Origin of the sequence: Xylanibacter brevis ATCC 19188 (assembly GCF_000621725.1) — a bacterium.
GTDB classification, from domain to species: Bacteria; Bacteroidota; Bacteroidia; order Bacteroidales; family Bacteroidaceae; genus Prevotella; species Prevotella brevis.
Window position 1 is genome coordinate 41,776 of the sequence record NZ_JHXM01000011.1, and the last position, 21,633, is coordinate 63,408.

A 21,633-nucleotide genomic window follows, 5' to 3' on the forward strand; every position below is an offset into this window, starting at 1 on the left:
TAATTAAATGATTTCCATCTTATCAGCCTCAATCCATCCTATTTTGCCATCAGAGAGGCGTATCTCTTTCCATTCATTCATTGTGTCGTCGGTAATACTTACTTTTGTTCCTTCATGCAACAAAAATATGTCTTTTCCCCCTTGAGATGGCGCACTTTTAATAGGTACGGCAGAAACTGTTATGATAGCTTGATCGTGTATTGACATCTTATATTGCTGTTGCCAAGCACAGATGATAGCAACAACAAACAAAAGGAAAGCCGAAAGACCTCCGAAAAAGCCAACCTTTCTAATCCACAGAGGGTTAGAAAACAGATACAGTAACAATAACAATATAGCGAGAGCCAAACTGGCAAGTGAAAGGTATGCCCAACCATTGGCACTCATTAGATTAATGACTGCATGATACCATGTGACAAAGAACAGTTCACTCTCTGGTGCAATCTTATCAACGGTCTTACTACGAGCCATCTGAAGATTGTGTTTAATATCGGCATCGGCTGGCGATAATCTCAAGGCACGCTCATAAGAAATAATTGCCTGTGTAATCTCGTCTGTTCTGTAATAAGAGTTACCCAAGTTATAATACAACTCAGCACTAACTCCTGTTTCCAGAATCTGCTTATATTGTTTTATTGCTAATTGATAATTACCACTTACATACGAGCTGTCTGCTTCAGCTTTGCTAACTGCATGACTGCTAATGGGCGCAAATACAAATATAAGAAGTAACACCAAGTACTTTTCAATATGTTCTATTGCAGTCATTGCTGAATTATATACTTTTGTCATGTTTACTTTTGAATCACCAGGGGCGTATCTTTCAAACTCACACTCGTCTATTGCTTCAACAAATTGATCAATAGTTTGTTGGTTTACTTGTCGTTCATTTAAACGCTCACTGATATTGTCTCTTGAAAGTTTCTCTACTGAGATATTCAATTTGTCGCCAACATAACCCCACAAAGCTCTTAGCACTTCATCGAAGAACTGATCAGGAAGATTATTCTTCATGAGTTTAGCTGCTTTCTTTAAGCGTTTGGCTGCAATTTTATTGGCTTTCTTTCCGCGCATCCTTACAACATCGGCATTCTCTATAGCGCGTTTCCTAAAGATAACAAACAGCGCAATAAAGATAATCAATAACACACCTATTGATATCCAATAATCCATAGATGCAAAAAATGACTGATCCTTTTGTTGAAGAATAACATCACCAACTTTGATGTGATGAATATCGCTATCTAACAATTGCAATTCTTCTTGATTAGCAAAATTCTCAATTTCATTATCATTGCCATCACCTTTTTCTACCATGAGATGAAATGGCTCCGTAGTGAGAGTCTTATATTGGCGCGTTTTAGTATCGAAATAGGTAAACTCTACTGCAGGTATATCGTATTGACCTTGATGACGTGGTACGGCTAAATACTCATAAGTAACGTCTCCCTCTAACCCATTTGCTGTCAAATGCGTTTTTTCTGTTAGCTTAGGATCGTATGTATCAAAGTCCTTAGGAAACTGAATTTCCGGTTGCTTGATAAGTTTCAGATTTCCGACACCACTAATTACGACTTTGATTGTTAGCGGGTCGTTAGCCTTAAGTCGTGTTTTGTCAATTTCGGATTTAATAGAAAAATTACCCACTCCACCTGAGAAGGCACCGGGTTTGTTGGGAAGAGGATCGACATGAATAGATATGCCGGGGGCCTTTATCTGTTTCTTGACTTCCACATAGCCAGAACCTCCGTTAAAGAAGGCTTCAAAAGGATCAACATTTCTATTCTCTTGTACAACGATACCATTGAACGTAATGCTGGGAACTTCAAGTTTACCCGTTATCTGCGGGAACATGACATATTGGCTCCATGTGACTGTCTTGTAGTTTCTTCCATTATATTGCTCAATCTTAAAGCTCTTTTCCTGTGGCAAGGGAATTTCCTGCGTATGAAAACCTTTCAGGTCTGGCATTTTTCCCTCTAGTTGTGAAAGACGCACCAATGTATATACTTTATAAGTAAGCAATATGGGTTCCTGCTCTACAACATGTTGTTTTGATGCTGTAACTTTAATAAACAAGTCTGCTCCGGATATATTAGAACCTGAAGCACGTGTTTCTCCTTGCTGTCCTCTGCTCTGGTTAGAGTTTGACGAAGAACCAACAACCTGAATCTTGACAATGTTTGACTTTACATGCTTACCGCCAATACTAATGGTAGCAGGCGGAATCGTAAAAGTACCATTCTTTTCTGCACTAAGAATATATGTATATGTAATGGTAGAAGAATGCGATGTCTTACCATTAACCATGCTGAAACTACTCTGACTTGAGGTACTCGGCCCCATCAAAACCTCAAAAGCATCTGGTATTTGACCAATACGGAATCCAGACACATCTTGAGTTGTGGCTGTATAAGTAAGCCTGAATTGCTGGCCTTTTTCCACCTGTTGAGGCGCATTTGCAGTCAGTTGCTGTGCTGCTGCTGTTGTGTGAAGCAACAGCAACATCAATATTGCGTGTAGAAGTCTATTATTTAATATCATAATGCAATTAACATTACCAGTTCTTTTCAATACGTCTCCTTTGAGGTTGTTTCTGGGCATCCTTCATCCTTTCTTGAGTTTTCTTCTCTTGTTGCAATGCAGCTTTCAGAAGTTGCTCTGCATTTTCCTTGCTCATTGGAGGTTCTTGATTTTGTTGCTTATTTTGTTCGTTTTGCTTATTCTGCTCTTGCTTTTGCTGTTCCTGCTTTTGTTTATCTTGTTGCTCTTTATCTTTATTCTGGCCGTTATCTTGGTTTTGCTGAGGCTGATTTTTAAGCTGACGCTGACACAACACTAAATTATAACGTGTCTCATCATCATTTGGATTATTTCTTAAAGCATTCTTATAGAATTCAATCGCTTTCTGAAAATCCTTTTGCCCTTGGTAAATAACGCCAATGTTATGATAACCCATAGACTTGCGCATGGGGTTTTGTTCTGCTTCAATAGCCTTCCGGAAAATAGCTACCATAGAGTCGCCAAGTTCCTTAGGCGTAGATTTCCATTCCATAGGAAACATGGATGTCGCAAGATTGTATTTTGCACGAGCCAAGTTTTTGTCAGCATCAACAGCCTTCATATATATGATTTGTGCATCCTTTCTTTTTCCTGCATGAAATTGCTTGTTTCCACGTCGGATATATTTCCTAGCTTGTATATTTTCCGGCTCTTGAGCGAATGCGGAAGTGCAGGAAATAATGAAAACGCCTATGAAAAGAATAAATTTATTCATCATTATCATTTGAAGATTTTAATCTTATTCAGTAAATGATTCTTTCGTTCTAATACGATTACCTCCAATAGAAGAAGTATAAGGGCAATTACGCCAAACGTCTGGAACTGTTCCGAATAATTACTGTAAACAGACGAGTCGCTCTTCTCAAGTTTATCAAGTTCATTATCCAGGACCTGTTGCGCATTTGAGGTGTTGTCAACATGTATATAGACGCCACCACCTGCCTGAGCAATCTCTTTACACATATCCTCGTTGAGTCTTGAAATAACCGTCTCACCAGTACGATCAATCATATACCCACCGGTTTCCTTATCAGGAATAGGTGCACCTTTTGATGTTCCAATACCCAACATATAGATATTCATGCCTTTGTCCTTAGCATCTTTAGCAGCTTCAAGTGCCCCTCCTTCATGGTCTTCACCATCAGTTATCACAATGATTGCCTTTCCTACGTGTTCTTGCTGGGTAAAACTATGAGATGCTATATTAATAGCACTGGCAATATCTGTGCCTTGATTAATAATCATGGAAGGCTCAATACTATTCAGAAACATCTTGGCTGATACATAGTCACTAGTGATAGGCAACTGTACAAAAGCATCACCCGCAAAGACAATCAATCCGATTTTATCGTCGCTGAAGTTTTCTACTAGTCCTTCCACCAGCATCTTCGCTCTATCCAAACGACTGGGAGTGACGTCTTGAGCTAACATCGAGTTACTAATATCAATCGCAATCATAGTTTCAATGCCAGAACGTTTCTCCTCACTTATCTGACTGGCCTCTTGAGGACGGGCTAACATCAGAACCATAAAGATCAAAGCAAATTCTAGTAACAGAAACTTTATAATACCACGCCATTTTGAAACATCTGGCATCAGCTGTTTTAAAAGGATGGGATCGCCAAACTTCCGAAGGTTATACTTTCTTTTGAAGAATTGAGCAATATAAATAAGTGCCAATATAATCACTATTGACAAAAGCCATAAATATTCCGGATTTTCAAATCTAAACATCTTTCTTTTCTTTTATGGAATACGACGAAATACTGTCACCCTCATCAAAACCTCTATCAAAAGGATGATTAAAGCAATGAAGGCATATCTTTGATAGTCTTCATAGAATCTGCTAAATTTCTGGACTTCCAATTTCGATTTCTCCAATTTGTCAATCTCATGATATATATCTCGCAATTCTTCAGCATTTGTAGCTCTATAGAACTTTCCATTTGTAGTGGAGGCTATGTCGCTTAGCGTCTTTGTATCTATTTCGACTGGCACTTGGATATACTGAACGTCATTGCCAACTGTCAGCGGATATGGAGCTGTTCCATTAGTACCCACACCGATGGTATAGATTCTAACACCTAAACTGTTTGCAATCTCTGCAGCTGTCATTGGCGATATGTCACCTCGGTTATTTGTACCATCCGTCAAAAGGATAACTACACGACTTTTGGCTTGAGAGTCTTTAAGTCTGCTGACAGCATTGGCAATACCCATACCTATAGCTGTTCCATCCTCTATCAATCCTCTTGCGGCTATGTCTGTACGAACATTCTGCAATAGAGATAATAACGAAGCATGGTCTGTTGTCATTGGACATTGAGTAAATGCTTCTCCCGCAAAAATAGTTAAACCTATATTATCATTTGGGCGGTCTGCCACAAACTCTGCAGCAACTACTTTAGCTGCTTCAAGTCGATTGCGAGCATGATGGGCACGATCCTTTATATCTTCTGCCAACATAGACGTGGAAACATCCATTGCCATCATAATATCAATGCCCTCGATATTCTCCTTGGTTTTTGAGTCATGTGTTTGAGGTCTTGCAAGAGCTATGACTAGAAAAGTAAATGCAAGAACACGAAGAATTGGCAATACAGGTATGAGAAGCACTCGCCAACTACGTGGCGCCTGACTAAACGGGAAAGTGTTTGCAAGGCGAATCGTTGGCTCGTTTTTCTTTCTGTATAGAAGATACCAGATTATATATGGTATTATGAGAAAGAGTAGAAATAAATATTCTTTATTAGCAAACTCCATTTATATGTTACTTTTAAATAAGTTCATAAACACAATATAGAACATAGCCAAATAACAACAGCAAGAGAGTACACAAAACAGAAATAGTTATCTGCAAGGCCAACCTACTGTTCTTTGAACGTATTTCTTCGGTTGTCAATTGTTCTTTTATGGTCGATTGAGACTCTGGGATTTCAACCTTAGTCTGATTGATAAAATCAACCGCATTGACAAGATTGGCATCGTTCTCATTAATGAGCGTCGAATACTTCGCAAACTTGACAAGATCCGCCGTATTAAATAATTGTTTTAACTCTTCGAGTGACTTAGGATCATCTGTAGACATAAGTCTTTCAATAATCTCTTGGCTTGTCATCTCCATGGCATTAAAACCATAACGTTCCTCAATGTACTTACGAAGTGTATCAGTAAGCTTTGTATAGTAATCCTTAGGATCCTCTGCCATAACCATCTTATCAGCCTTGATCTCCTCTATAACCATCATTGCTTTCTGATGAGGAAGTACCCTTTTGACGATTTTAATCTTTGCAATAATAGGTTTATTATCCCTTAAACGCAAATAGAGATAATAAGTTATAGAAAAAAGAATGATGATAATGAAACTGAGCCAGAAAGGGGCACTCCATTCTCCACTCCACATAAAAGGATTGTCCTGAACGCTCTTTGGGCCATAGTATTTCTCATAATTGGTCGTATCAACATCAACTGTTAACACCTTAAGAGCTAACTTGTTAGTTTTATACTCCTTACCATCAACTTTAACAACAAAAGGCGGCAAATAATAAAGTGTATCTTCAAAAGAAGTCAATACATATGAACGAGAATGACGCACGCGACCATCTTCAATAGTTTCCGGTTCTTTTTCTATAGCCCCAAGAAATTCAATGCCAGCAGGTATTAATCCCTCCTTGGGAAACTCAACGTGAGAACCTTGAGGTGTTGTGGCACAAATATTAAGTTCTACCTGCTGACCTACAAGCATTTCTACAGAGCTAAGATTAGATTCAACCTTAACCTGTGAATAAACTTGTATAAACAACAAGAAGAGAAAAATACTATTTATAAATCTTTTCATTAACCTCTTTGTTTAAACAGTACCATTAGAGATTTCACAAAGTCTTCGTCGGTTGCAATGCTGACATTATCAACATTGCTTCTAACAAACATATCCTTTAACTCAGATTGCTGCTTCAACCAATATTGGTGATACATCTTTCTGAGCCTTTTACTCGATGTGTCCACATATTGTTCGTGACCCGTCTCTGCATCAACGACTTTCATTAATCCAATATTTGGCAATTCGCTAGCACGTTTGTCGTATATCTGTATAGCTACTACATCATGTTTACGATTTGCAATGACAAGTTGTTGCAGAAAACTATTCCGTACGTAGAAGTCGCTCAGAATAAAAGCAGTACAACGACGTTTCGAAACACTTGTTAAGAACTCAACAGCTTTTCCGACATCCGTTTTTTTACTATCTGCCTTAAAATCGAGCATTTCTCGAATGATATATAATATATGCTTGCGACCATTCTTGGGGGGGATGTATTTCTCAATCTTATCAGAGAAGAAAATCACTCCTATCTTATCATTATTCTGTATTGCAGAAAACGCAAGTGTTGCAGCTATTTCGGTAGCTAGGTCTCGCTTCATCATACGTTGAGTACCGAATTCAAGGGAGCCACTAACATCTATAAGTAACATGACGGTCAATTCGCGCTCTTCTTCAAACACCTTGACGTAAGGCTTATTAAAACGAGCTGTAACGTTCCAGTCGATATCTCTTACATCATCACCGTATTGATATTCGCGAACTTCAGAAAAGGCCATACCACGACCTTTGAAGGCCGAATGGTATTGGCCCGCAAAAATATTTGAACTAAGACCTCGAGCCTTAATTTCAATCTTTCTGACTTTCTTTATGATTTCTGATGTTTCCATCAGGGTACTTCAACTTTATTTATGATTTTACTAACAATATCCTCGCTTGTCACATTTGACGCTTCAGCTTCATACGTTAATCCGATACGATGACGCAATACATCATGGGCAACTGCTCTAACATCTTCAGGTACTACATAACCGCGACGTTTGATAAACGCATATGCACGAGCAGCCTTTGCCAAATTGATACTTGCACGTGGAGAGCCACCAAAAGAAATGAGATCTTTGAGTTCCTTAAGCCCATAGCGTTCTGGGAATCTTGTGGCAAAAACAATATCTGCGATATACTGTTCAATCTTCTCGTCAATATAGACTTCTCGTACAATTTCACGAGCTTTCAAAATCTCTGCTGCAGTAGTTACTGGTGTCACCTTGGGAAGTGAGCCACCAATATTTTCGCGAATAATTTTCTTCTCTTCTTCAAGAGTTGGATAGTCTATAACCACTTTGAGCATAAAACGGTCAACCTGAGCTTCTGGAAGTGGATACGTTCCTTCTTGTTCTATTGGGTTTTGTGTTGCCATCACAAGGAAAGGACTAGGCATATCGAAAGTTTCGCTACCGATAGTTACTTGCTTCTCCTGCATAGCCTCCAATAACGCGCTTTGAACTTTGGCTGGAGCACGATTTATTTCATCTGCTAATACGAAGTTAGCAAAGATAGGTCCCTTTTTAGTTTGAAAGCGTTCTTCTTTTTGAGAATATATCATTGTACCAGTCACATCTGCAGGCAAAAGATCCGGAGTAAACTGAATGCGACTATAGTCTGCATCAATCAGTTGTGAAAGCGTTTTGATCGCCAATGTTTTTGCCAAACCAGGTACACCTTCAAGCAGAATGTTTCCGTCGCTCAACAATCCAATAAGCAGAGAATCGACGAGATGTTTCTGTCCGACAATCACTTGGTCCATGCCCGCTACCAAATTGGTAACAAAGCTGCTTTGTTGTTCAATCCGCATGTTGAGTTCGCGGATATCAATATTTTCCGTCATAATATTTCTTTATTTTATATTATTTCTTTAATCTCTTTTTAACTACAAGCTTCGGAATAAGAATTTCTTGTCCTTCCTCCAAAACTGTAGTAGCTTTCATGCCATTATATACTTCCATATAGCACTCCATACCTTCTCCTAAAATAGATCTAGATATGCGACCCAGCGTTTGTCCTTTACGTGCTTTTACAACTTGGTCAGTACCAACGATATAGTAAGCACCGGTTCTTACTCTGGAATCCATATCTTCATATTTCTTGTAGAAACTAATAGTGTCATTGATGTCTTTTTCGGCCTTGACAGTATCCGTGAGAACAACATGATCTTTTACCATTGTCGTTGTATCTTCAGTATGGGTATCTTCAGGCTCTACTAACATTTCCACTGAAGGCTTTTCTTCTTTAGAAGGTATTGCACCAATAAATTGTCCGATGAAATAGCCTGCCACTAATGAGAATACAGCAACACCGACAATTAAGAATAAAAACAAGTATGTGTTTCCGTTTTTCTTTTCTACATTATGCTCTTTAACCTCACTAAGCAACTTCACTTGAGAAGATACGGAATCAACAGTTTTGGACTCTGCATCAGAAGACCTCACTTGAGATACTTGCTGATTTACATCTGGCTGCATCTCCTTTTGAGATTCTTCTTCATTAGCTAAAATATCCTGTTTAGTATGCAAGTCAGCTTCGTTATTTTCTTCAACCTCAACTTTTCCAACAGTTACATCTTGTGCGTCGGCTTTAGAATTTAACGGAGACTCCTCTGCAGATTCCTCTATAGTCTTTGATAACTTATCTTCCTCTGACTCTGACTCTGGCTCTATTGCTGCTTCATTAACAATTTCTGGTTCTATTTGAGATTCTGTCACCATTTGTTCTGGTTCTTCATTCTCTATAGTACCAATCTCAGTGCCTGTTAGGTCATCCGTTTCTTCTTCTACAGTAACATCTTCAAAATTTACTCCATCGTTAAGAATCACTGTTTCAAATTGAGAGAATGGACGGTTCACCAGTTCTTTCATGGCAGTATCAGGGGTAAACGTCAACTTATCGTGCCCGTCAATAACTACTCGATTACCAGTGTTAACATCAACACTCTCACGGGATTCGACACCAATAATCTTGAAAGTGCCCAATCCTTTAATCTTTACAAGTTTATCAGTATCAATCCCCTCTTGAATGATTTCAACAAGAGTTTCGATAAACTTTTTAGCTTCTTGCTTGCTGATATCGTGCTTCTCTGCCAATACAGCAGCATGATTAAGTATGTTGACTTTTTCCATTATTGTTTCTCTCCTTTCTTAATTTTATCTTTTAATGAAGAGATAGGCTTAAAACCAAGAACCAATTTAGGAGGCACGAGCATACGCTGACCTGTCGCAGGGTTAGTAATTACACGCTCCATCTTCTTTTTCACTTCAAAGGAACCCAGACTGGTTATTTGTATAGCATCACCTTCTATGAAAGTATCTCCCATAGCGCCAATCAGGGTGTTCATCATATTTTGCGCCTTAGATACTTTGTATCCAGTACGCTTAGCTAAACTGGCTATAAACTCTTTGTTATTCATAACTATTCTACAATTTCTCCGTATAGGTCAAATTCATCAGCATCAGTGATATGCACGTTATACATTTCTCCTATTTTCAGATCGTACGTATTCGAAATTAACACTTCCGGATCAACCTCTGGCGAACAGTATTCAGTACGCCCAATATAGTAGTCACCTTCCGTTCTATCAATCACAACAGGCATTGTTGTACTTACTTTAGAAGATTCTATCTCGGCACTGATATTCTGCTGGATACGCATCAGTTTATCCAGTCTCTGCTGTTTTACTTCTTCTGGAACATCATCTTCATAATGTTCTGCAGAATACGTACCATCTTCTTCTGAATAAGCAAAGGCGCCCATACGCTCAAATCGTGCCCATTTTACAAAATCAACCAATTCTTTAAAATCTTCATCTGTTTCACCAGGGAAGCCGACCATAAGCGTCGTACGAATATGAATACCTGGTACTTCTTTTCGAAGTCGTTTGATTAATTCTATGGTTTCTGCCTTTGTCGTGTTTCTGCGCATTCTACTCAACATATGATCAGAGATATGTTGAAGAGCAATATCCAGATAACGACAAACATTGGGCTTTTCGTTCATAACCTTCAACAGTTCCCAAGGAAAATGTGTGGGGTAAGCATAATGAAGACGAATCCAACGTACACCTTCAATATCAGCCATCTGTTCTATAAGCTGGGCTATGCGTTGCTCGCCATAGATATCAACGCCATAATAAGTCAGTTCTTGGGCAATGACCTGAAATTCAGTGGTTCCACCTTTTACCAAAGTCCTTACCTCGTCCAAGATTTCCTCAATAGGCCTGCTTTTGTGATGTCCTGTAATCAAAGGAATTGCACAGTATGCACAATGACGGTCACATCCTTCACTAATTTTGATGTATGCATAGTGACGTGGAGTTGTTAGTTTGCGTTCGCCGGTGCAATATTTACTGCCATTAAGATCTGTCAATAGCTGACGATAGTTAAACTTGCCATACCATCCGTCAACCTCGGGAATCTCGCTTTCTAAATCAGCAAGATATCGCTCCGAAAGACATCCCATTACAAAGATTTTCTTTATTCTCCCCTCTTCCTTTGCCTTTACCAATTCAAGTATAGTGTTGACACTTTCTTCTTTTGCATCGGCTATAAACCCACAGGTATTGACAACGACAACATCACTTTGTGGATTGTCGCTATCATGAGTAACATCATAACCATTTGCTTCGAAAAGTCCCATCAAGACTTCCGAGTCAACAAGGTTTTTAGAACAACCGAGAGAAATAAAATCTATCGTTTTACGCTTCATTCTTAAACAATGAGTCTACAAAATCTTTTCTGTCAAATAACTGTAAATCTTCCATACCTTCGCCAAGACCGATGTACTTTACGGGCACCTTAAGTTGATCGCTAATACCGATAACAACACCACCCTTAGCAGTTCCATCAAGTTTTGTAATGGCTAACGAAGTAATCTGTGTAACAGCAGCAAATTGTTTGGCTTGTTCAAAAGCATTCTGACCGGTTGAACCATCCAATACCAACATCACCTCGTCAGGAGCAGTTGGTATTACTTTCTTCATAACATCTTTGATTTTTTTGAGTTCATTCATCAGACCGACTTTGTTATGCAAACGTCCTGCAGTGTCGATAATGACAACATCTGCATTGTTAGCCTTTGCGCTCTGCAAAGTATCAAAAGCAACACTAGCAGGGTCACTGCCCATTTGCTGCTTAACAACGGGTACGCCAACACGTTCTCCCCAAATACAAATCTGCTCAACAGCAGCTGCACGGAATGTATCTGCCGCTCCTAAATAAACCTTCTTTCCAGCCTGTTTGAATTGCCAAGCCAACTTACCAATGGTAGTAGTTTTGCCTACGCCATTAACGCCTACTACCAAAATCACGTATGGACGATGATCTGTTGGTAAATCCCAATTGCTATTATCTTCAGTATTATTCTCTGCAAGAAGAGCTGCTATCTCTTCACGGAGTATATTATTGAGTTCACTCGTAGAAACATATTTATCACGAGCAACACGTTCTTCTATTCTCTCAATGATCTTCAACGTTGTGTCTACACCAACATCGCTAGTAATAAGAACTTCCTCAAGATTATCCAAAACATCATCATCGACTTTTGACTTACCTGCAATAGCACGCGTTAATTTATCAAAAACCGATGTCTTTGTCTTTTCTAACCCTTTGTCTAATGTTTCCTGCTTGTTTCTACTAAAGAATCCAAATAATCCCATACAATTGTATTTACGTAAATTTTAAATGCAAAAGTACAAAAAAGAAAAGATATGCGCAAGAGTTATAACAAAACTTTGTTCTCTTTTCACATATCTTTACTATATACCTTCGTACATAGAAGGTAAAAACCTACAAAATGTACTACAAAATAGTCATTCCTGCCCTTGAAGTAGCCGATGAAACCAATCTTTTATGCATCAAGCTGATTTCAGAAAAGCGGATAAGTGCTTGTTTGGCCGACTTTGATAAACTCACATTATCACTTAAAAGTGCAACAACAGCTTGATCAATAAACTCATTTATTGCCCTTTCATTCAACTCCACATGCTGCATAAACAACCGACTCAACGTATGGTAGCCAACTATCTGTGGGAAAGTGGCACTTTGAGACAGATAAACGAACGCTTTACCACCTGAAAACGGCAACTTTTGAACGAGATTAAAGGCCAATTGCTCTGCTATTTCAACCGTAGGTATCTGTTCGACCCACAAATCCAACACCTCAGGAAGCATCTTTTCTGGAGGCATTATCATAGTAGCCAAGATTTTACATTCGCGAATATTCTCCTTCCAAAGTGCTATTGCCAAATCATAATCTTGCCCGATTTCATCGGCTTTATTTTTAAGAAAAAGAATGCCAGCGCCCCAATTCAAATGATAGTTCACGCCCTTATCACGCATGGATTGCGCAATTGAGCCATCCATAATCAGTCGAAATGACTGTTTAATATTCTTTAATTGCTCTGCTGTTGTCATTATATTAATGTGCCATATTCAGAACTATAACGCAACATCTGATGCTCATATGATTCCGAATAATTAATCTGAATATCGACGATATCGCCCATTTTATCGTAGACAGGCAACATCCACGGATTAATAAACCCTTTATATGGTGCAAGATTTAGACCTCTATACCTTTCAAGAACTTCCTGATGTAGTTCTGGATCTATCTTAACTGCATATCTTTCTACTAGATCTCGAGCTGCATCATAGTCACCCTCGCTTTTGATTCTCTGAATCTCTGCAAGAAGACGCGCAAAAAGGTCTCTTAATTCTTCGAAATCATCAATCTCCAATTGCGTGACGCCATCTTTCTTTTTCAATCGCATAGAACGGGCACGCTCTAAACACCACCTGGCGATTAGAGCTCTATTTCTCATGTGAGCCTCTTCTATATCATGCCCAATATTTATTCGAACTAGCTGAGTCATCAGTCCGTTCAAAATATAGGTAAAATAATTACTCTTATATGCTTCATTATTTGGAAGAAGTCCGAGAGCGACTAGCTTATCGTCTGCCATATAATATAACGCGAAGAGGTCAGCCCTAGCTTCTTCGATGACATTGCCATATGATTTGAGCGCATCTGAATCAACACCTGGTAGTAGTTTACCACTTCCATGCCCCAGACACTCATGCAAATCTGTATGCAAATCATCGCAAACATCGTCATATTTCCGAATAAGCTCAAGTATCTGTTTATCCCTAACAAATTCATCGAGAAATCCGTTTCCTTTTGAGGACTTTCTATATGCATCCGTAATATTACTAATCGTAATACTCTTTGATCCATGTCGTGCCCTAATCCAGTCCGCATTAGGAAGGTTGATGCCAATTGCTGTGGAGGGATACTCATCGCCACCAAGCATGGCCGCACATATCACATTTGCAGAAACGCCCTTAACGACGTCTTTCTTAAACCGAGCATCAACAGGAGAATGATCTTCAAACCACTGCGCATTCTTGCTAATAGTACGAGTACGCTGGGTTGCTTCCTCATTAAGGTATTCTACAAGGCCTTCCCATGATCCCTTAAGACCTAAAGGATCACCATAGACTTCGATAAAACCATTAATAAAATCGACCTTGGTATCAAGACACCTAACCCAATCTATGGAATATTTATCAAAATCACGCAAATCACCTGTATTATAATACGTTATCAGCGAATCTATAACATTCTTTTGTTGAGCGTTCTCGGCTACATCTTTTGCTTTTTCTAACCAATACACGATGTGTCGAATAGCATTTGCATATCGTCCGTTTGCCGACCATACTTCCTCAACAATTTGCCCATTCCTTTTTACAAGAGTACTATTCAATCCATACGAAGGAGGCTCTGGATCATCAACATTCTTTTTAGAGTTATAGAAAGATTCAGCCTCTTCCTGCGTCACATCCTGATAATAGTTACATGCGGACGTTCTGACAAGATCTTCGCCATCAGTCTTATTTACTCTTTTGGGCTGTACATTTTCGTCAAATATAACAGGAAAGAGTTCTTCACACATTTCATCCACCGTCTGTCCATCATTAAGTGGAAATGACTGTGGATTACATTGTTTTATCGCTAAACGAAGATAATCTTGACTAAATCCCGGCTTAAATTTGTCTGATGAATAGTGATGATATATACCACTTGAGAACCAAATGCGTTTTAAGTATTCTTCCAACGCACGAAAATCGTTGTTATCCCGATCAATATTATAATTAGAATATATAACCTCCAGTACTTTTCGAATACGAAGGTTATATATACCAAATTGGTCAAAAGTAATGTCTCTCCCGAATACAGTGGCCTTTGCTAAATAATAAATAAGTTTCTTTTGTTGAACGGTGAGCTTTTCAAAACCATCAAGTTTGTATCTTAATACTTGAATGTCTGCAAATCGTTCACTTAGATAGTTAAAATAGTCTGACTCCATCAAAAACCTACTTTTTCTTTCTCTGATTAGAAGAATGTGACACGCGGTATTCTTTCGGGGTTATACCCATAATACGATAGAACGAAGCATAAAATGACTGGCGGTTAGCAAAGCCTACCATATCACTTACCTCCTCGATTCTCAAATCCTGATAGCGTTTGTCAACGAGAATTGACATAGCCTCTTCTATACGATACTTATTGACAAAAGAGGTGTAGTTCATATGGAACTTAACATTTACAACAGCTGAAATATAGCGAGTGTTTGTTCCTAAAGCTTCAGCAAGTTTCTTAGCAGAGAAATCGCGATCTTTATACTTCTTCTGCATAACAATAATGTTCAGAATCTTCTCTTTAAGTTCGTCCATCAAAGCGGGATTAACCAGATTTCTGTACGCGGCCTCTTTTTCCTTTTTTTCTGTAATGTTGTACTTTGTCATATAACCAAAAATCTAATCTAAAAATTTTACTATCCAATTATTTTTCTGCAAATATACATTAATTTATTTTAATGGCAATGGAAAATTAAAGAAAATTGCACAAATTAAAAGATTATTTTGTATTTTTGCACGAATAATTAAAGTATATTTAACATGAAGACTATAAATGTGGCAATCTTTGTTTCTGGGAACGGTACGAATTGTGCTAACATTATTCGATATTTCAAGAACTCTAAAAGTGTAAAAATCAAGATAGTCTTGAGTAATCGTCCAGATGCTTTTGCATTAGTCCGCGCACAACAACTTGGCGTGCCAGCCATCGTGATAGATAAGGCTCAGTTAAATAGCGAAACAAAAATGATGGAAATCTTACAAAGTCACGCCATAGATTACATTGTTTTAGCAGGGTTTCTTCCAATCATCCCTGACTTTATAGTTAAGTCTTTTCCCAATCGTATTGTAAATATTCATCCATCACTACTTCCCAAGTATGGAGGAAAAGGAATGTGGGGATATCATGTACACGAAGCAGTAAAAGCGGCAGGAGAAAATGAGACAGGCATCACAATACATTATGTCAACAATGAGTGTGACGGGGGTACAATTATCGAACAATTCAAGATTTCCCTGAGCCCCGAGGACACCGTCGAAGATATTGAAAACAAGGTGCACATGCTGGAAATGAAGCACTTCCCAAAGATTTTAGAATGTATTTTCTTAGGTAAGTTTGCTTAATTTCAATATTATTTTGTAATTTTGCACGTTGAATAGAAATTGAAACACAATATAAACAGATGAAACCAACAGCAATTTTGCTTCTGCACTGTCCCGACCAGCAAGGCATTATTTCAGAAGTAACGAAATTCATTACCGACAACGAAGGCAATATCGTTGATCTTGACCAATATGTAGATCGTCAAGATGGTGTCTTCTTTATGCGCATACAATGGGAACTTGATGGATTCCTGATACCCCGCGAGAAGATTAAGGAATATATAGAAACATTATACACGAGACGCTACAATATGGAATTCTCGCTATATTTTAGCGACCAACGTCCACGCATGGCGATTTTTGTATCAAAAATGAGCCATTGTCTCTATGACTTGTTGGCTCGTTGGAAAGCTGGCGAATATGACGTTGACATTCCTTGTATCATTTCCAATCACGAAGATCTTCGCTATGTAGCTGAGCAATTTGGCATTCCATATTACGTATGGAGCATCAAGAAAGACCATTCTAACAAAGCAGAAGTTGAGCAAGCTGAGATGGACTTGCTAAAGAAAGAAAAAGTCACATTTATCGTCTTAGCCCGCTATATGCAGATCATTAGCGATGAGATGATTGCTGCATATCCTCACCATATTATTAATATTCATCATTCCTTCCTACCTGCTTTTGTTGGTGCTAAGCCATACCATCAGGCTTGGGAGCGCGGCGTAAAAATCATTGGTGCCACAAGTCATTACGTAACAGCAGAGTTGGATGCTGGTCCTATTATTGAGCAGGATGTAACACGTATCACTCACAAAGACACCCCTGAAAGTCTCGTTCTAAAAGGAAAAGATCTTGAAAAGATTGTTCTGTCAAGAGCGGTTACAAAACATATCCAGCGAAAAGTACTAACATATAAAAACAAAACGATTATTTTCAGTTAATGCAAGTAGCTGTCGTAAAATATAATGCAGGAAACGTCTATTCAGTTTTGAATGCGCTGAAGAGAATTGGCATTGATCCAATACTAACGGACGACGCCAAGTTGATTCGTCAAGCAGATCGTGTGATATTTCCTGGGCAAGGAGAAGCCAGTAACGCAATGGCATATCTTCGTCAGCATGGCTTAGATGAAGTCATTCGTTCTCTGCGCCAACCAGTACTTGGTATATGCATTGGTCAGCAGTTGCTCTGTCGACACTCTGAAGAAGGCGATGTAGACTGTATCGGAATATTTGATGCAGAAGTCAAGCGCTTTCAGCCCGCTATGCATCAAGAAAAAGTTCCATGTATGGGATGGAATCAGCTGAGAGATGTAAAATCGCCTCTTTTTGAAAACAACAGTTATGTCTATTTTGTGCATAGCTATTATGTGCCATTGTGTAACGAGACAATTGCCACTGCAGATTACATTCTGCCCTACTCTGCCGCATTACATAAGGACAACTTTTATTCATGCCAATTTCATCCTGAAAAGAGTGGCGATGTAGGTGAACGTATTATTAAACGTTTTATTGAATTATGATTGAACTTATACCAGCAATAGATATCATTGACGGCAAATGTGTTCGTCTAACAAAAGGTGATTACGAAACGAAGTCGGTATATGGCGAACCTATCGATATGGCTCAACAGTTTGAGGCATTAGGTTTTAAACGTCTCCATATGGTTGATTTAGATGGTGCTAAGTCAAAGCATATTGTTAATGATTCTGTGCTTCGTCAGATTACGGAAGCAACAAATCTAATTGTTGACTTCGGCGGTGGTATCAAGACTGATGATGATATTCAAAAGGCATTTGATGCAGGAGCTTCTATGGTGACTATTGGCTCAGTAGCTGTCACAAATCCTGAATTGTTTGAGAATTGGCTGAACAAATATGGTCCTGATCATATTATTTTAGGAGCTGACGTACGCAACGGAAAAATCAGTATTAATGGCTGGAAAGACGATTCAAACGATGAACTTCTATCTTTTCTGAAACGCTATGTGAAGATGGGTGTAAAAAACGTATTGTGCACAGAAATATCTCGTGACGGAACATTGTCAGGACCTGCCACTCCACTATATAAAGAAATAATGAATATCTATCCTCATCTTCACCTAATTGCTAGTGGAGGCATTGGAAGTATCGAAGATATAAAAAACTTGAGCGACTCCGCTATACCAGCCGTTGTTTTTGGAAAGGCAATCTACGAAGGAAAGATAGACATGAAAGAATTGATTCAATTAAAGAACACACAAAAATGGGGTTAGCAAAAAGAATCATCCCTTGTTTAGATGTGAAAGATGGCGAAACAGTAAAAGGTACCAATTTCGTCAATCTTCGCTCGGCGGGAGATCCTGTCGAGCTGGGCAAGTTATATTCTGCTCAAGGAGCCGATGAACTTGTATTTCTTGACATCACCGCTTCGTATGAAAAGCGTAAAACGTTCACTGATATGGTAACTCGTGTTGCACAACAGGTAAACATCCCCTTTACTGTAGGAGGTGGTATTAATGAACTTTCAGACGTTGAACGCCTACTATATGCAGGCGCTGACAAAGTCAGTGTAAATAGCGCGGCCATCCGCCGTCCAGAGCTAATAGAAGAAATTGCCAATCGATTTGGATCACAGGTATGCGTGGTAGCCATCGATGCTCGTTTTGACAGTGATGGCTGGCATTGCTATCTCAAAGGAGGACGTGAACGCACAGAATTAAACCTATTCGACTGGGCTCGTGAAGCACAAGAACGTGGAGCAGGAGAAATATTGTTCACATCAATGGACCATGATGGCGTTAAAGAAGGTTTTGCCAATGAAGCTCTTTGCCATTTGGCTGACAGTCTTTCAATACCCATCATCGCTAGTGGTGGTGCCGGCAAGAAAGAAGATTTCGTTAATGCGTTTACACAAGGACATGCAGATGCAGCCCTAGCTGCAAGCGTGTTTCACTTTGGGGAGATATCTATTCCTGAACTAAAAAAATATCTGTATAATGAAGGAATTAATGTTAGACTTTGAGAAGATGGGAGGTTTGGTGCCTGCCATCATTCAAGATGCAAGTACTAAAAATGTTTTAATGCTAGGCTTCATGAATGAAGAAGCATATCAAAAAACGCTAGAGACAAAACATGTCACATTTTGGAGTCGTACTCGTAACACACTTTGGACAAAAGGTGAAACCAGCGGACATTTCCTAAACCTTGTTGACATGAAGGTTGATTGTGACAACGACACCTTGCTTGTAAAGGTCCATCCACAAGGTCCTACATGTCACAAGGGTACTGACACATGTTGGGGTGAAGATAACAACCCTTTGGAAAGCAGTTCTCTTACTTTTCTTTCAGAATTGCAGGATTTTATAGAACAGCGTCATAAAGAAATGCCAGAGGGAAGCTATACAACAAAGCTTTTCAAAGAAGGTGTAAATAAGATTGCGCAAAAGGTCGGTGAAGAAGCCTTGGAAACTGTCATCGAAGCAACAAACGGAACAGATGAGCATTTGATATATGAAGCATCCGATCTTCTTTATCATTTATTGGTTCTTCTCACACACAAAGGAAAGAGAATCGAAGATGTTGCTGACGAACTCCAAAAACGCCATGATCCTGAGTGGGATAAAAAAAGACGTGCTGCAAAAGCTGCAGGCCAAATGAAATAACAATAAATGATTAGTGATGTTGATAGATTATAAAAATGCAACAATATGTCAACAAGACGGAAAGGTTGTTCTTGAGAATGTAAACTTCACGGCCGATGAAAACTCGTTTATTTATATCACTGGCCGCGTTGGATCTGGCAAAAGTTCCCTGCTAAAGACCTTTTACAAGGAACTTGATGTAGAAAAGGCAGATTGTGCTAACGTTCTAGGTAGTGACATGCTATCAATTAAGAGCAAGGAGATACCTGCTTTACGTCGTCAGATGGGAATTGTATTTCAAGATTTCCAGTTACTGACTGACCGATCTGTTCATCATAACCTTCAGTTTGTATTGAAATCCACAGGATGGAAGAATAAATCTGAGATTGAATCTCGCATCGAGCAAGTACTGAAAGTCGTTGGTATGTATGACAAGATTGACTGCATGCCACATGAGCTTTCCGGAGGTGAGCAACAGCGCATTGCAATTGCCCGAGCAATTTTGAATTCGCCCAAATTAATTATAGCAGATGAACCCACTGCCAATCTCGATCCAGATACAGCAAAAGGAATTATGGAACTTCTTTACGGATTCTCCAAACAGCAAACTGCAGTTGTCATGAGTACACATAATCTTCAACTACTCGAGCAATTTCCTGGTGTTGTATATCACTGTGAAAACAATCAAATAATCAAAGAATAACAACAAAAATAATTAAGATATGAAAGTTATGAAATTTGGCGGAACCTCAGTAGGATCTCCGCAAAGAATGAAGGAAGTAACTAATCTTGTTACAAAATCAGGAAAACCCGTAATGGTGGTTCTTTCTGCAATGTCTGGTACAACAAACTCTTTGGTTGAGATTTCGGATTATCTATATAAGAAGAATCCAGATGGTGCCAATGAGGTTATCAACAAGTTAGAGCAGAAATACGAGCGTCATTTGCCAGAGTTGTATTCTACAGAAGAATACAGAAAGATAACACACGATTTCCTTGCAGAAGAATTCAACTATCTGCGCTCGTTTACAAAAGAGCTGTTTACTTCTTTTGAAGAAAAAAGCATCGTTGCACAAGGCGAGATGATGTCTACCAACATGGTGGTAAATTACATGAAGGAACTGGGAATTAATGCCGTGTTGCTTAATGCGCTCGATTTTATGCGAACAGATAAAAATAGCGAGCCAGACCCCGTATATATTAAGGAGAAGCTCGCCGCATTAATGGAGCAGCATAAAGACGTTCAAGTATTTATCACACAAGGTTTTATTTGCCGTAATGCATATGGTGAAATAGATAACTTACAGCGCGGAGGTTCTGACTATACAGCTTCACTGATAGGCGCTGCCATTGGTGCCGATGAGATCCAAATATGGACAGATATTGATGGCATGCATAACAACGACCCTCGAGTTGTTGATAAGACAGAACCTGTTCATCAGCTTCATTTTGAAGAGGCTGCAGAGCTTGCATATTTTGGAGCTAAGATTCTGCATCCCACATGCGTACAGCCAGCAAAGTATGCAGGCATTCCTGTGCGTTTGTTAAATACGATGGAACCAGAAGCCGAAGGAACCACTATCTCCAACCAGACAGAATACGGAAAGATCAAAGCTGTTGCGGCAAAGGATAATATCATTGCTATTAAGATTAAATCTTCACGTATGCTTTTGGCAACTGGATTCTTGCGTAAAGTGTTCGAAATCTTTGAGTCATATCAAACTCCAATTGATATGGTATGTACTTCAGAGGTTGGTGTTTCTATGTCAATTGACAACTCTGCTCATCTTGGCGAGATTGTTGACGAACTGAAGAAATATGGCACTGTTACCGTAGATACAGGTATGTGTATCATATGCGTCGTTGGTGACCTTGACTGGTCAAACATTGGTTTTGAGACAATGGTCATGGATGCAATGAAGAACATCCCCGTTCGCATGATTTCATATGGCGGAAGCAACTATAATATTTCTTTCCTTATTCGTGAGGAAGACAAAAAGCGTGCTTTACAAAGTCTCAGCGATCAACTCTTTAACTAAATCACAACAACACAACACAATACTA

22 protein-coding genes are annotated in these 21,633 nt (G+C 39.0%); 8 read left to right on the forward strand and 14 right to left on the reverse strand.

What is annotated here, in order from left to right; translation table 11 throughout:
• Window positions 1-3: 3 nt before the first annotated feature.
• The 14 genes from T433_RS0107335 to T433_RS0107400 form a co-directional block, all read right to left on the reverse strand.
• Window positions 4-2,544: a BatD family protein gene (locus tag T433_RS0107335; RefSeq protein ID WP_211249745.1), complete on the reverse strand. Its 2,541-nt coding sequence runs from the start codon at window positions 2,542-2,544 to the stop codon at window positions 4-6.
• A 13-nt stretch (window positions 2,545-2,557) separates the two neighbouring features.
• Window positions 2,558-3,280 carry a tetratricopeptide repeat protein gene (locus T433_RS0107340; protein WP_027455361.1) on the reverse strand — a complete coding sequence of 241 codons (723 nt, stop codon included), beginning with the start codon at window positions 3,278-3,280 and terminating at the stop codon, window positions 2,558-2,560.
• Between the two features lie 2 nt (window positions 3,281-3,282).
• The gene (locus T433_RS0107345) at window positions 3,283-4,296 is read right to left on the reverse strand and encodes a vWA domain-containing protein (RefSeq protein WP_027450275.1); all 1,014 of its coding nucleotides are present in this window, start codon (window positions 4,294-4,296) and stop codon (window positions 3,283-3,285) included.
• Between the two features lie 12 nt (window positions 4,297-4,308).
• Window positions 4,309-5,325, reverse strand: a complete 1,017-nt coding sequence (locus T433_RS0107350; protein WP_027450276.1) for a vWA domain-containing protein — start codon at window positions 5,323-5,325, stop codon at window positions 4,309-4,311.
• A 13-nt stretch (window positions 5,326-5,338) separates the two neighbouring features.
• On the reverse strand, window positions 5,339-6,400 hold the full coding sequence (locus T433_RS0107355; RefSeq protein ID WP_027450277.1) for a hypothetical protein: 1,062 nt from the start codon (window positions 6,398-6,400) through the stop codon (window positions 5,339-5,341).
• The gene (locus tag T433_RS0107360) at window positions 6,400-7,269 is read right to left on the reverse strand and encodes a DUF58 domain-containing protein (protein WP_027450278.1); all 870 of its coding nucleotides are present in this window, start codon (window positions 7,267-7,269) and stop codon (window positions 6,400-6,402) included. Before T433_RS0107360 ends, T433_RS0107355 begins: the two co-directional genes overlap by 1 nt.
• On the reverse strand, window positions 7,269-8,264 hold the full coding sequence (locus T433_RS0107365) for an AAA family ATPase (protein ID WP_027455362.1): 996 nt from the start codon (window positions 8,262-8,264) through the stop codon (window positions 7,269-7,271). The genes T433_RS0107360 and T433_RS0107365 overlap by 1 nt, the downstream gene beginning before the upstream one ends.
• A 19-nt stretch (window positions 8,265-8,283) precedes the next feature.
• Window positions 8,284-9,552, reverse strand: a complete 1,269-nt coding sequence (locus tag T433_RS0107370) for an HU family DNA-binding protein (protein WP_027455363.1) — start codon at window positions 9,550-9,552, stop codon at window positions 8,284-8,286.
• Window positions 9,552-9,839, reverse strand: coding sequence for an HU family DNA-binding protein (locus tag T433_RS0107375; RefSeq protein WP_027450281.1), 288 nt, complete (start codon window positions 9,837-9,839; stop codon window positions 9,552-9,554). Before T433_RS0107375 ends, T433_RS0107370 begins: the two co-directional genes overlap by 1 nt.
• Before the next feature lie 2 nt (window positions 9,840-9,841).
• Complete coding sequence (gene rimO, locus T433_RS0107380) at window positions 9,842-11,134, reverse strand: 30S ribosomal protein S12 methylthiotransferase RimO (protein WP_027450282.1); 1,293 nt, start codon at window positions 11,132-11,134, stop codon at window positions 9,842-9,844.
• On the reverse strand, window positions 11,124-12,083 hold the full coding sequence (gene ftsY, locus T433_RS0107385; RefSeq protein WP_027450283.1) for a signal recognition particle-docking protein FtsY: 960 nt from the start codon (window positions 12,081-12,083) through the stop codon (window positions 11,124-11,126). The genes rimO and ftsY overlap by 11 nt, the downstream gene beginning before the upstream one ends.
• Window positions 12,084-12,225: 142 nt before the next feature.
• Window positions 12,226-12,840 carry a DNA alkylation repair protein gene (locus T433_RS0107390; protein ID WP_027450284.1) on the reverse strand — a complete coding sequence of 205 codons (615 nt, stop codon included), beginning with the start codon at window positions 12,838-12,840 and terminating at the stop codon, window positions 12,226-12,228.
• Window positions 12,840-14,792 carry a dipeptidyl-peptidase 3 family protein gene (locus tag T433_RS0107395; protein WP_044109441.1) on the reverse strand — a complete coding sequence of 651 codons (1,953 nt, stop codon included), beginning with the start codon at window positions 14,790-14,792 and terminating at the stop codon, window positions 12,840-12,842. The genes T433_RS0107390 and T433_RS0107395 overlap by 1 nt, the downstream gene beginning before the upstream one ends.
• Before the next feature lie 7 nt (window positions 14,793-14,799).
• Complete coding sequence (locus T433_RS0107400; RefSeq protein WP_027450286.1) at window positions 14,800-15,231, reverse strand: helix-turn-helix domain-containing protein; 432 nt, start codon at window positions 15,229-15,231, stop codon at window positions 14,800-14,802.
• A 153-nt stretch (window positions 15,232-15,384) separates the two neighbouring features.
• On the opposite strand from T433_RS0107400, the gene purN reads away from it, so the two are divergent.
• Genes purN through T433_RS0107440 form a run of 8 tightly spaced genes read left to right on the forward strand, consistent with a single transcriptional unit; the run spans window position 15,385 to window position 21,608 of the window.
• Window positions 15,385-15,966: a phosphoribosylglycinamide formyltransferase gene (purN, locus tag T433_RS0107405; protein ID WP_027455365.1), complete on the forward strand. Its 582-nt coding sequence runs from the start codon at window positions 15,385-15,387 to the stop codon at window positions 15,964-15,966.
• 59 nt (window positions 15,967-16,025) lie between these two features.
• Window positions 16,026-16,889 carry a formyltetrahydrofolate deformylase gene (gene purU, locus T433_RS0107410; RefSeq protein ID WP_027450288.1) on the forward strand — a complete coding sequence of 288 codons (864 nt, stop codon included), beginning with the start codon at window positions 16,026-16,028 and terminating at the stop codon, window positions 16,887-16,889.
• Window positions 16,889-17,470 (forward strand): imidazole glycerol phosphate synthase subunit HisH, encoded by a 582-nt coding sequence (gene hisH, locus T433_RS0107415; protein WP_027455366.1) that lies wholly within the window; start codon window positions 16,889-16,891, stop codon window positions 17,468-17,470. Before purU ends, hisH begins: the two co-directional genes overlap by 1 nt.
• Window positions 17,467-18,201: a 1-(5-phosphoribosyl)-5-[(5-phosphoribosylamino)methylideneamino]imidazole-4-carboxamide isomerase gene (hisA, locus tag T433_RS0107420; protein WP_027450290.1), complete on the forward strand. Its 735-nt coding sequence runs from the start codon at window positions 17,467-17,469 to the stop codon at window positions 18,199-18,201. Before hisH ends, hisA begins: the two co-directional genes overlap by 4 nt.
• On the forward strand, window positions 18,192-18,950 hold the full coding sequence (gene hisF / locus T433_RS0107425) for an imidazole glycerol phosphate synthase subunit HisF (RefSeq protein WP_027450291.1): 759 nt from the start codon (window positions 18,192-18,194) through the stop codon (window positions 18,948-18,950). The genes hisA and hisF overlap by 10 nt, the downstream gene beginning before the upstream one ends.
• A complete protein-coding gene (gene hisIE / locus T433_RS0107430) occupies window positions 18,925-19,590 on the forward strand; it encodes a bifunctional phosphoribosyl-AMP cyclohydrolase/phosphoribosyl-ATP diphosphatase HisIE (RefSeq protein ID WP_044109442.1) in 666 nt (221 codons plus the stop codon). Before hisF ends, hisIE begins: the two co-directional genes overlap by 26 nt.
• Before the next feature lie 16 nt (window positions 19,591-19,606).
• Window positions 19,607-20,272, forward strand: a complete 666-nt coding sequence (locus T433_RS14935; protein WP_044109444.1) for a cell division ATP-binding protein FtsE — start codon at window positions 19,607-19,609, stop codon at window positions 20,270-20,272.
• 19 nt (window positions 20,273-20,291) lie between these two features.
• Window positions 20,292-21,608 carry an aspartate kinase gene (locus T433_RS0107440; RefSeq protein ID WP_027455367.1) on the forward strand — a complete coding sequence of 439 codons (1,317 nt, stop codon included), beginning with the start codon at window positions 20,292-20,294 and terminating at the stop codon, window positions 21,606-21,608.
• Window positions 21,609-21,633 lie beyond the last annotated feature (25 nt).

Bases quoted from the DNA above. Each gene is read 5' to 3' on its own strand.
- T433_RS0107335 (WP_211249745.1), bottom strand. From the start codon at position 2,544: ATGATATTAAATAATAGACTTCTACACGCAATATTGATGTTGCTGTTG.
- T433_RS0107340 (WP_027455361.1), bottom strand. From the start codon at position 3,280: ATGATGAATAAATTTATTCTTTTCATAGGCGTTTTCATTATTTCCTGC.
- T433_RS0107345 (WP_027450275.1), bottom strand. From the start codon at position 4,296: ATGTTTAGATTTGAAAATCCGGAATATTTATGGCTTTTGTCAATAGTG.
- T433_RS0107350 (WP_027450276.1), bottom strand. From the start codon at position 5,325: ATGGAGTTTGCTAATAAAGAATATTTATTTCTACTCTTTCTCATAATA.
- T433_RS0107355 (WP_027450277.1), bottom strand. From the start codon at position 6,400: ATGAAAAGATTTATAAATAGTATTTTTCTCTTCTTGTTGTTTATACAA.
- T433_RS0107360 (WP_027450278.1), bottom strand. From the start codon at position 7,269: ATGGAAACATCAGAAATCATAAAGAAAGTCAGAAAGATTGAAATTAAG.
- T433_RS0107365 (WP_027455362.1), bottom strand. From the start codon at position 8,264: ATGACGGAAAATATTGATATCCGCGAACTCAACATGCGGATTGAACAA.
- T433_RS0107370 (WP_027455363.1), bottom strand. From the start codon at position 9,552: ATGGAAAAAGTCAACATACTTAATCATGCTGCTGTATTGGCAGAGAAG.
- T433_RS0107375 (WP_027450281.1), bottom strand. From the start codon at position 9,839: ATGAATAACAAAGAGTTTATAGCCAGTTTAGCTAAGCGTACTGGATAC.
- rimO (WP_027450282.1), bottom strand. From the start codon at position 11,134: ATGAAGCGTAAAACGATAGATTTTATTTCTCTCGGTTGTTCTAAAAAC.
- ftsY (WP_027450283.1), bottom strand. From the start codon at position 12,083: ATGGGATTATTTGGATTCTTTAGTAGAAACAAGCAGGAAACATTAGAC.
- T433_RS0107390 (WP_027450284.1), bottom strand. From the start codon at position 12,840: ATGACAACAGCAGAGCAATTAAAGAATATTAAACAGTCATTTCGACTG.
- T433_RS0107395 (WP_044109441.1), bottom strand. From the start codon at position 14,792: ATGGAGTCAGACTATTTTAACTATCTAAGTGAACGATTTGCAGACATT.
- T433_RS0107400 (WP_027450286.1), bottom strand. From the start codon at position 15,231: ATGACAAAGTACAACATTACAGAAAAAAAGGAAAAAGAGGCCGCGTAC.
- purN (WP_027455365.1), top strand. From the start codon at position 15,385: ATGAAGACTATAAATGTGGCAATCTTTGTTTCTGGGAACGGTACGAAT.
- purU (WP_027450288.1), top strand. From the start codon at position 16,026: ATGAAACCAACAGCAATTTTGCTTCTGCACTGTCCCGACCAGCAAGGC.
- hisH (WP_027455366.1), top strand. From the start codon at position 16,889: ATGCAAGTAGCTGTCGTAAAATATAATGCAGGAAACGTCTATTCAGTT.
- hisA (WP_027450290.1), top strand. From the start codon at position 17,467: ATGATTGAACTTATACCAGCAATAGATATCATTGACGGCAAATGTGTT.
- hisF (WP_027450291.1), top strand. From the start codon at position 18,192: ATGGGGTTAGCAAAAAGAATCATCCCTTGTTTAGATGTGAAAGATGGC.
- hisIE (WP_044109442.1), top strand. From the start codon at position 18,925: ATGAAGGAATTAATGTTAGACTTTGAGAAGATGGGAGGTTTGGTGCCT.
- T433_RS14935 (WP_044109444.1), top strand. From the start codon at position 19,607: ATGTTGATAGATTATAAAAATGCAACAATATGTCAACAAGACGGAAAG.
- T433_RS0107440 (WP_027455367.1), top strand. From the start codon at position 20,292: ATGAAAGTTATGAAATTTGGCGGAACCTCAGTAGGATCTCCGCAAAGA.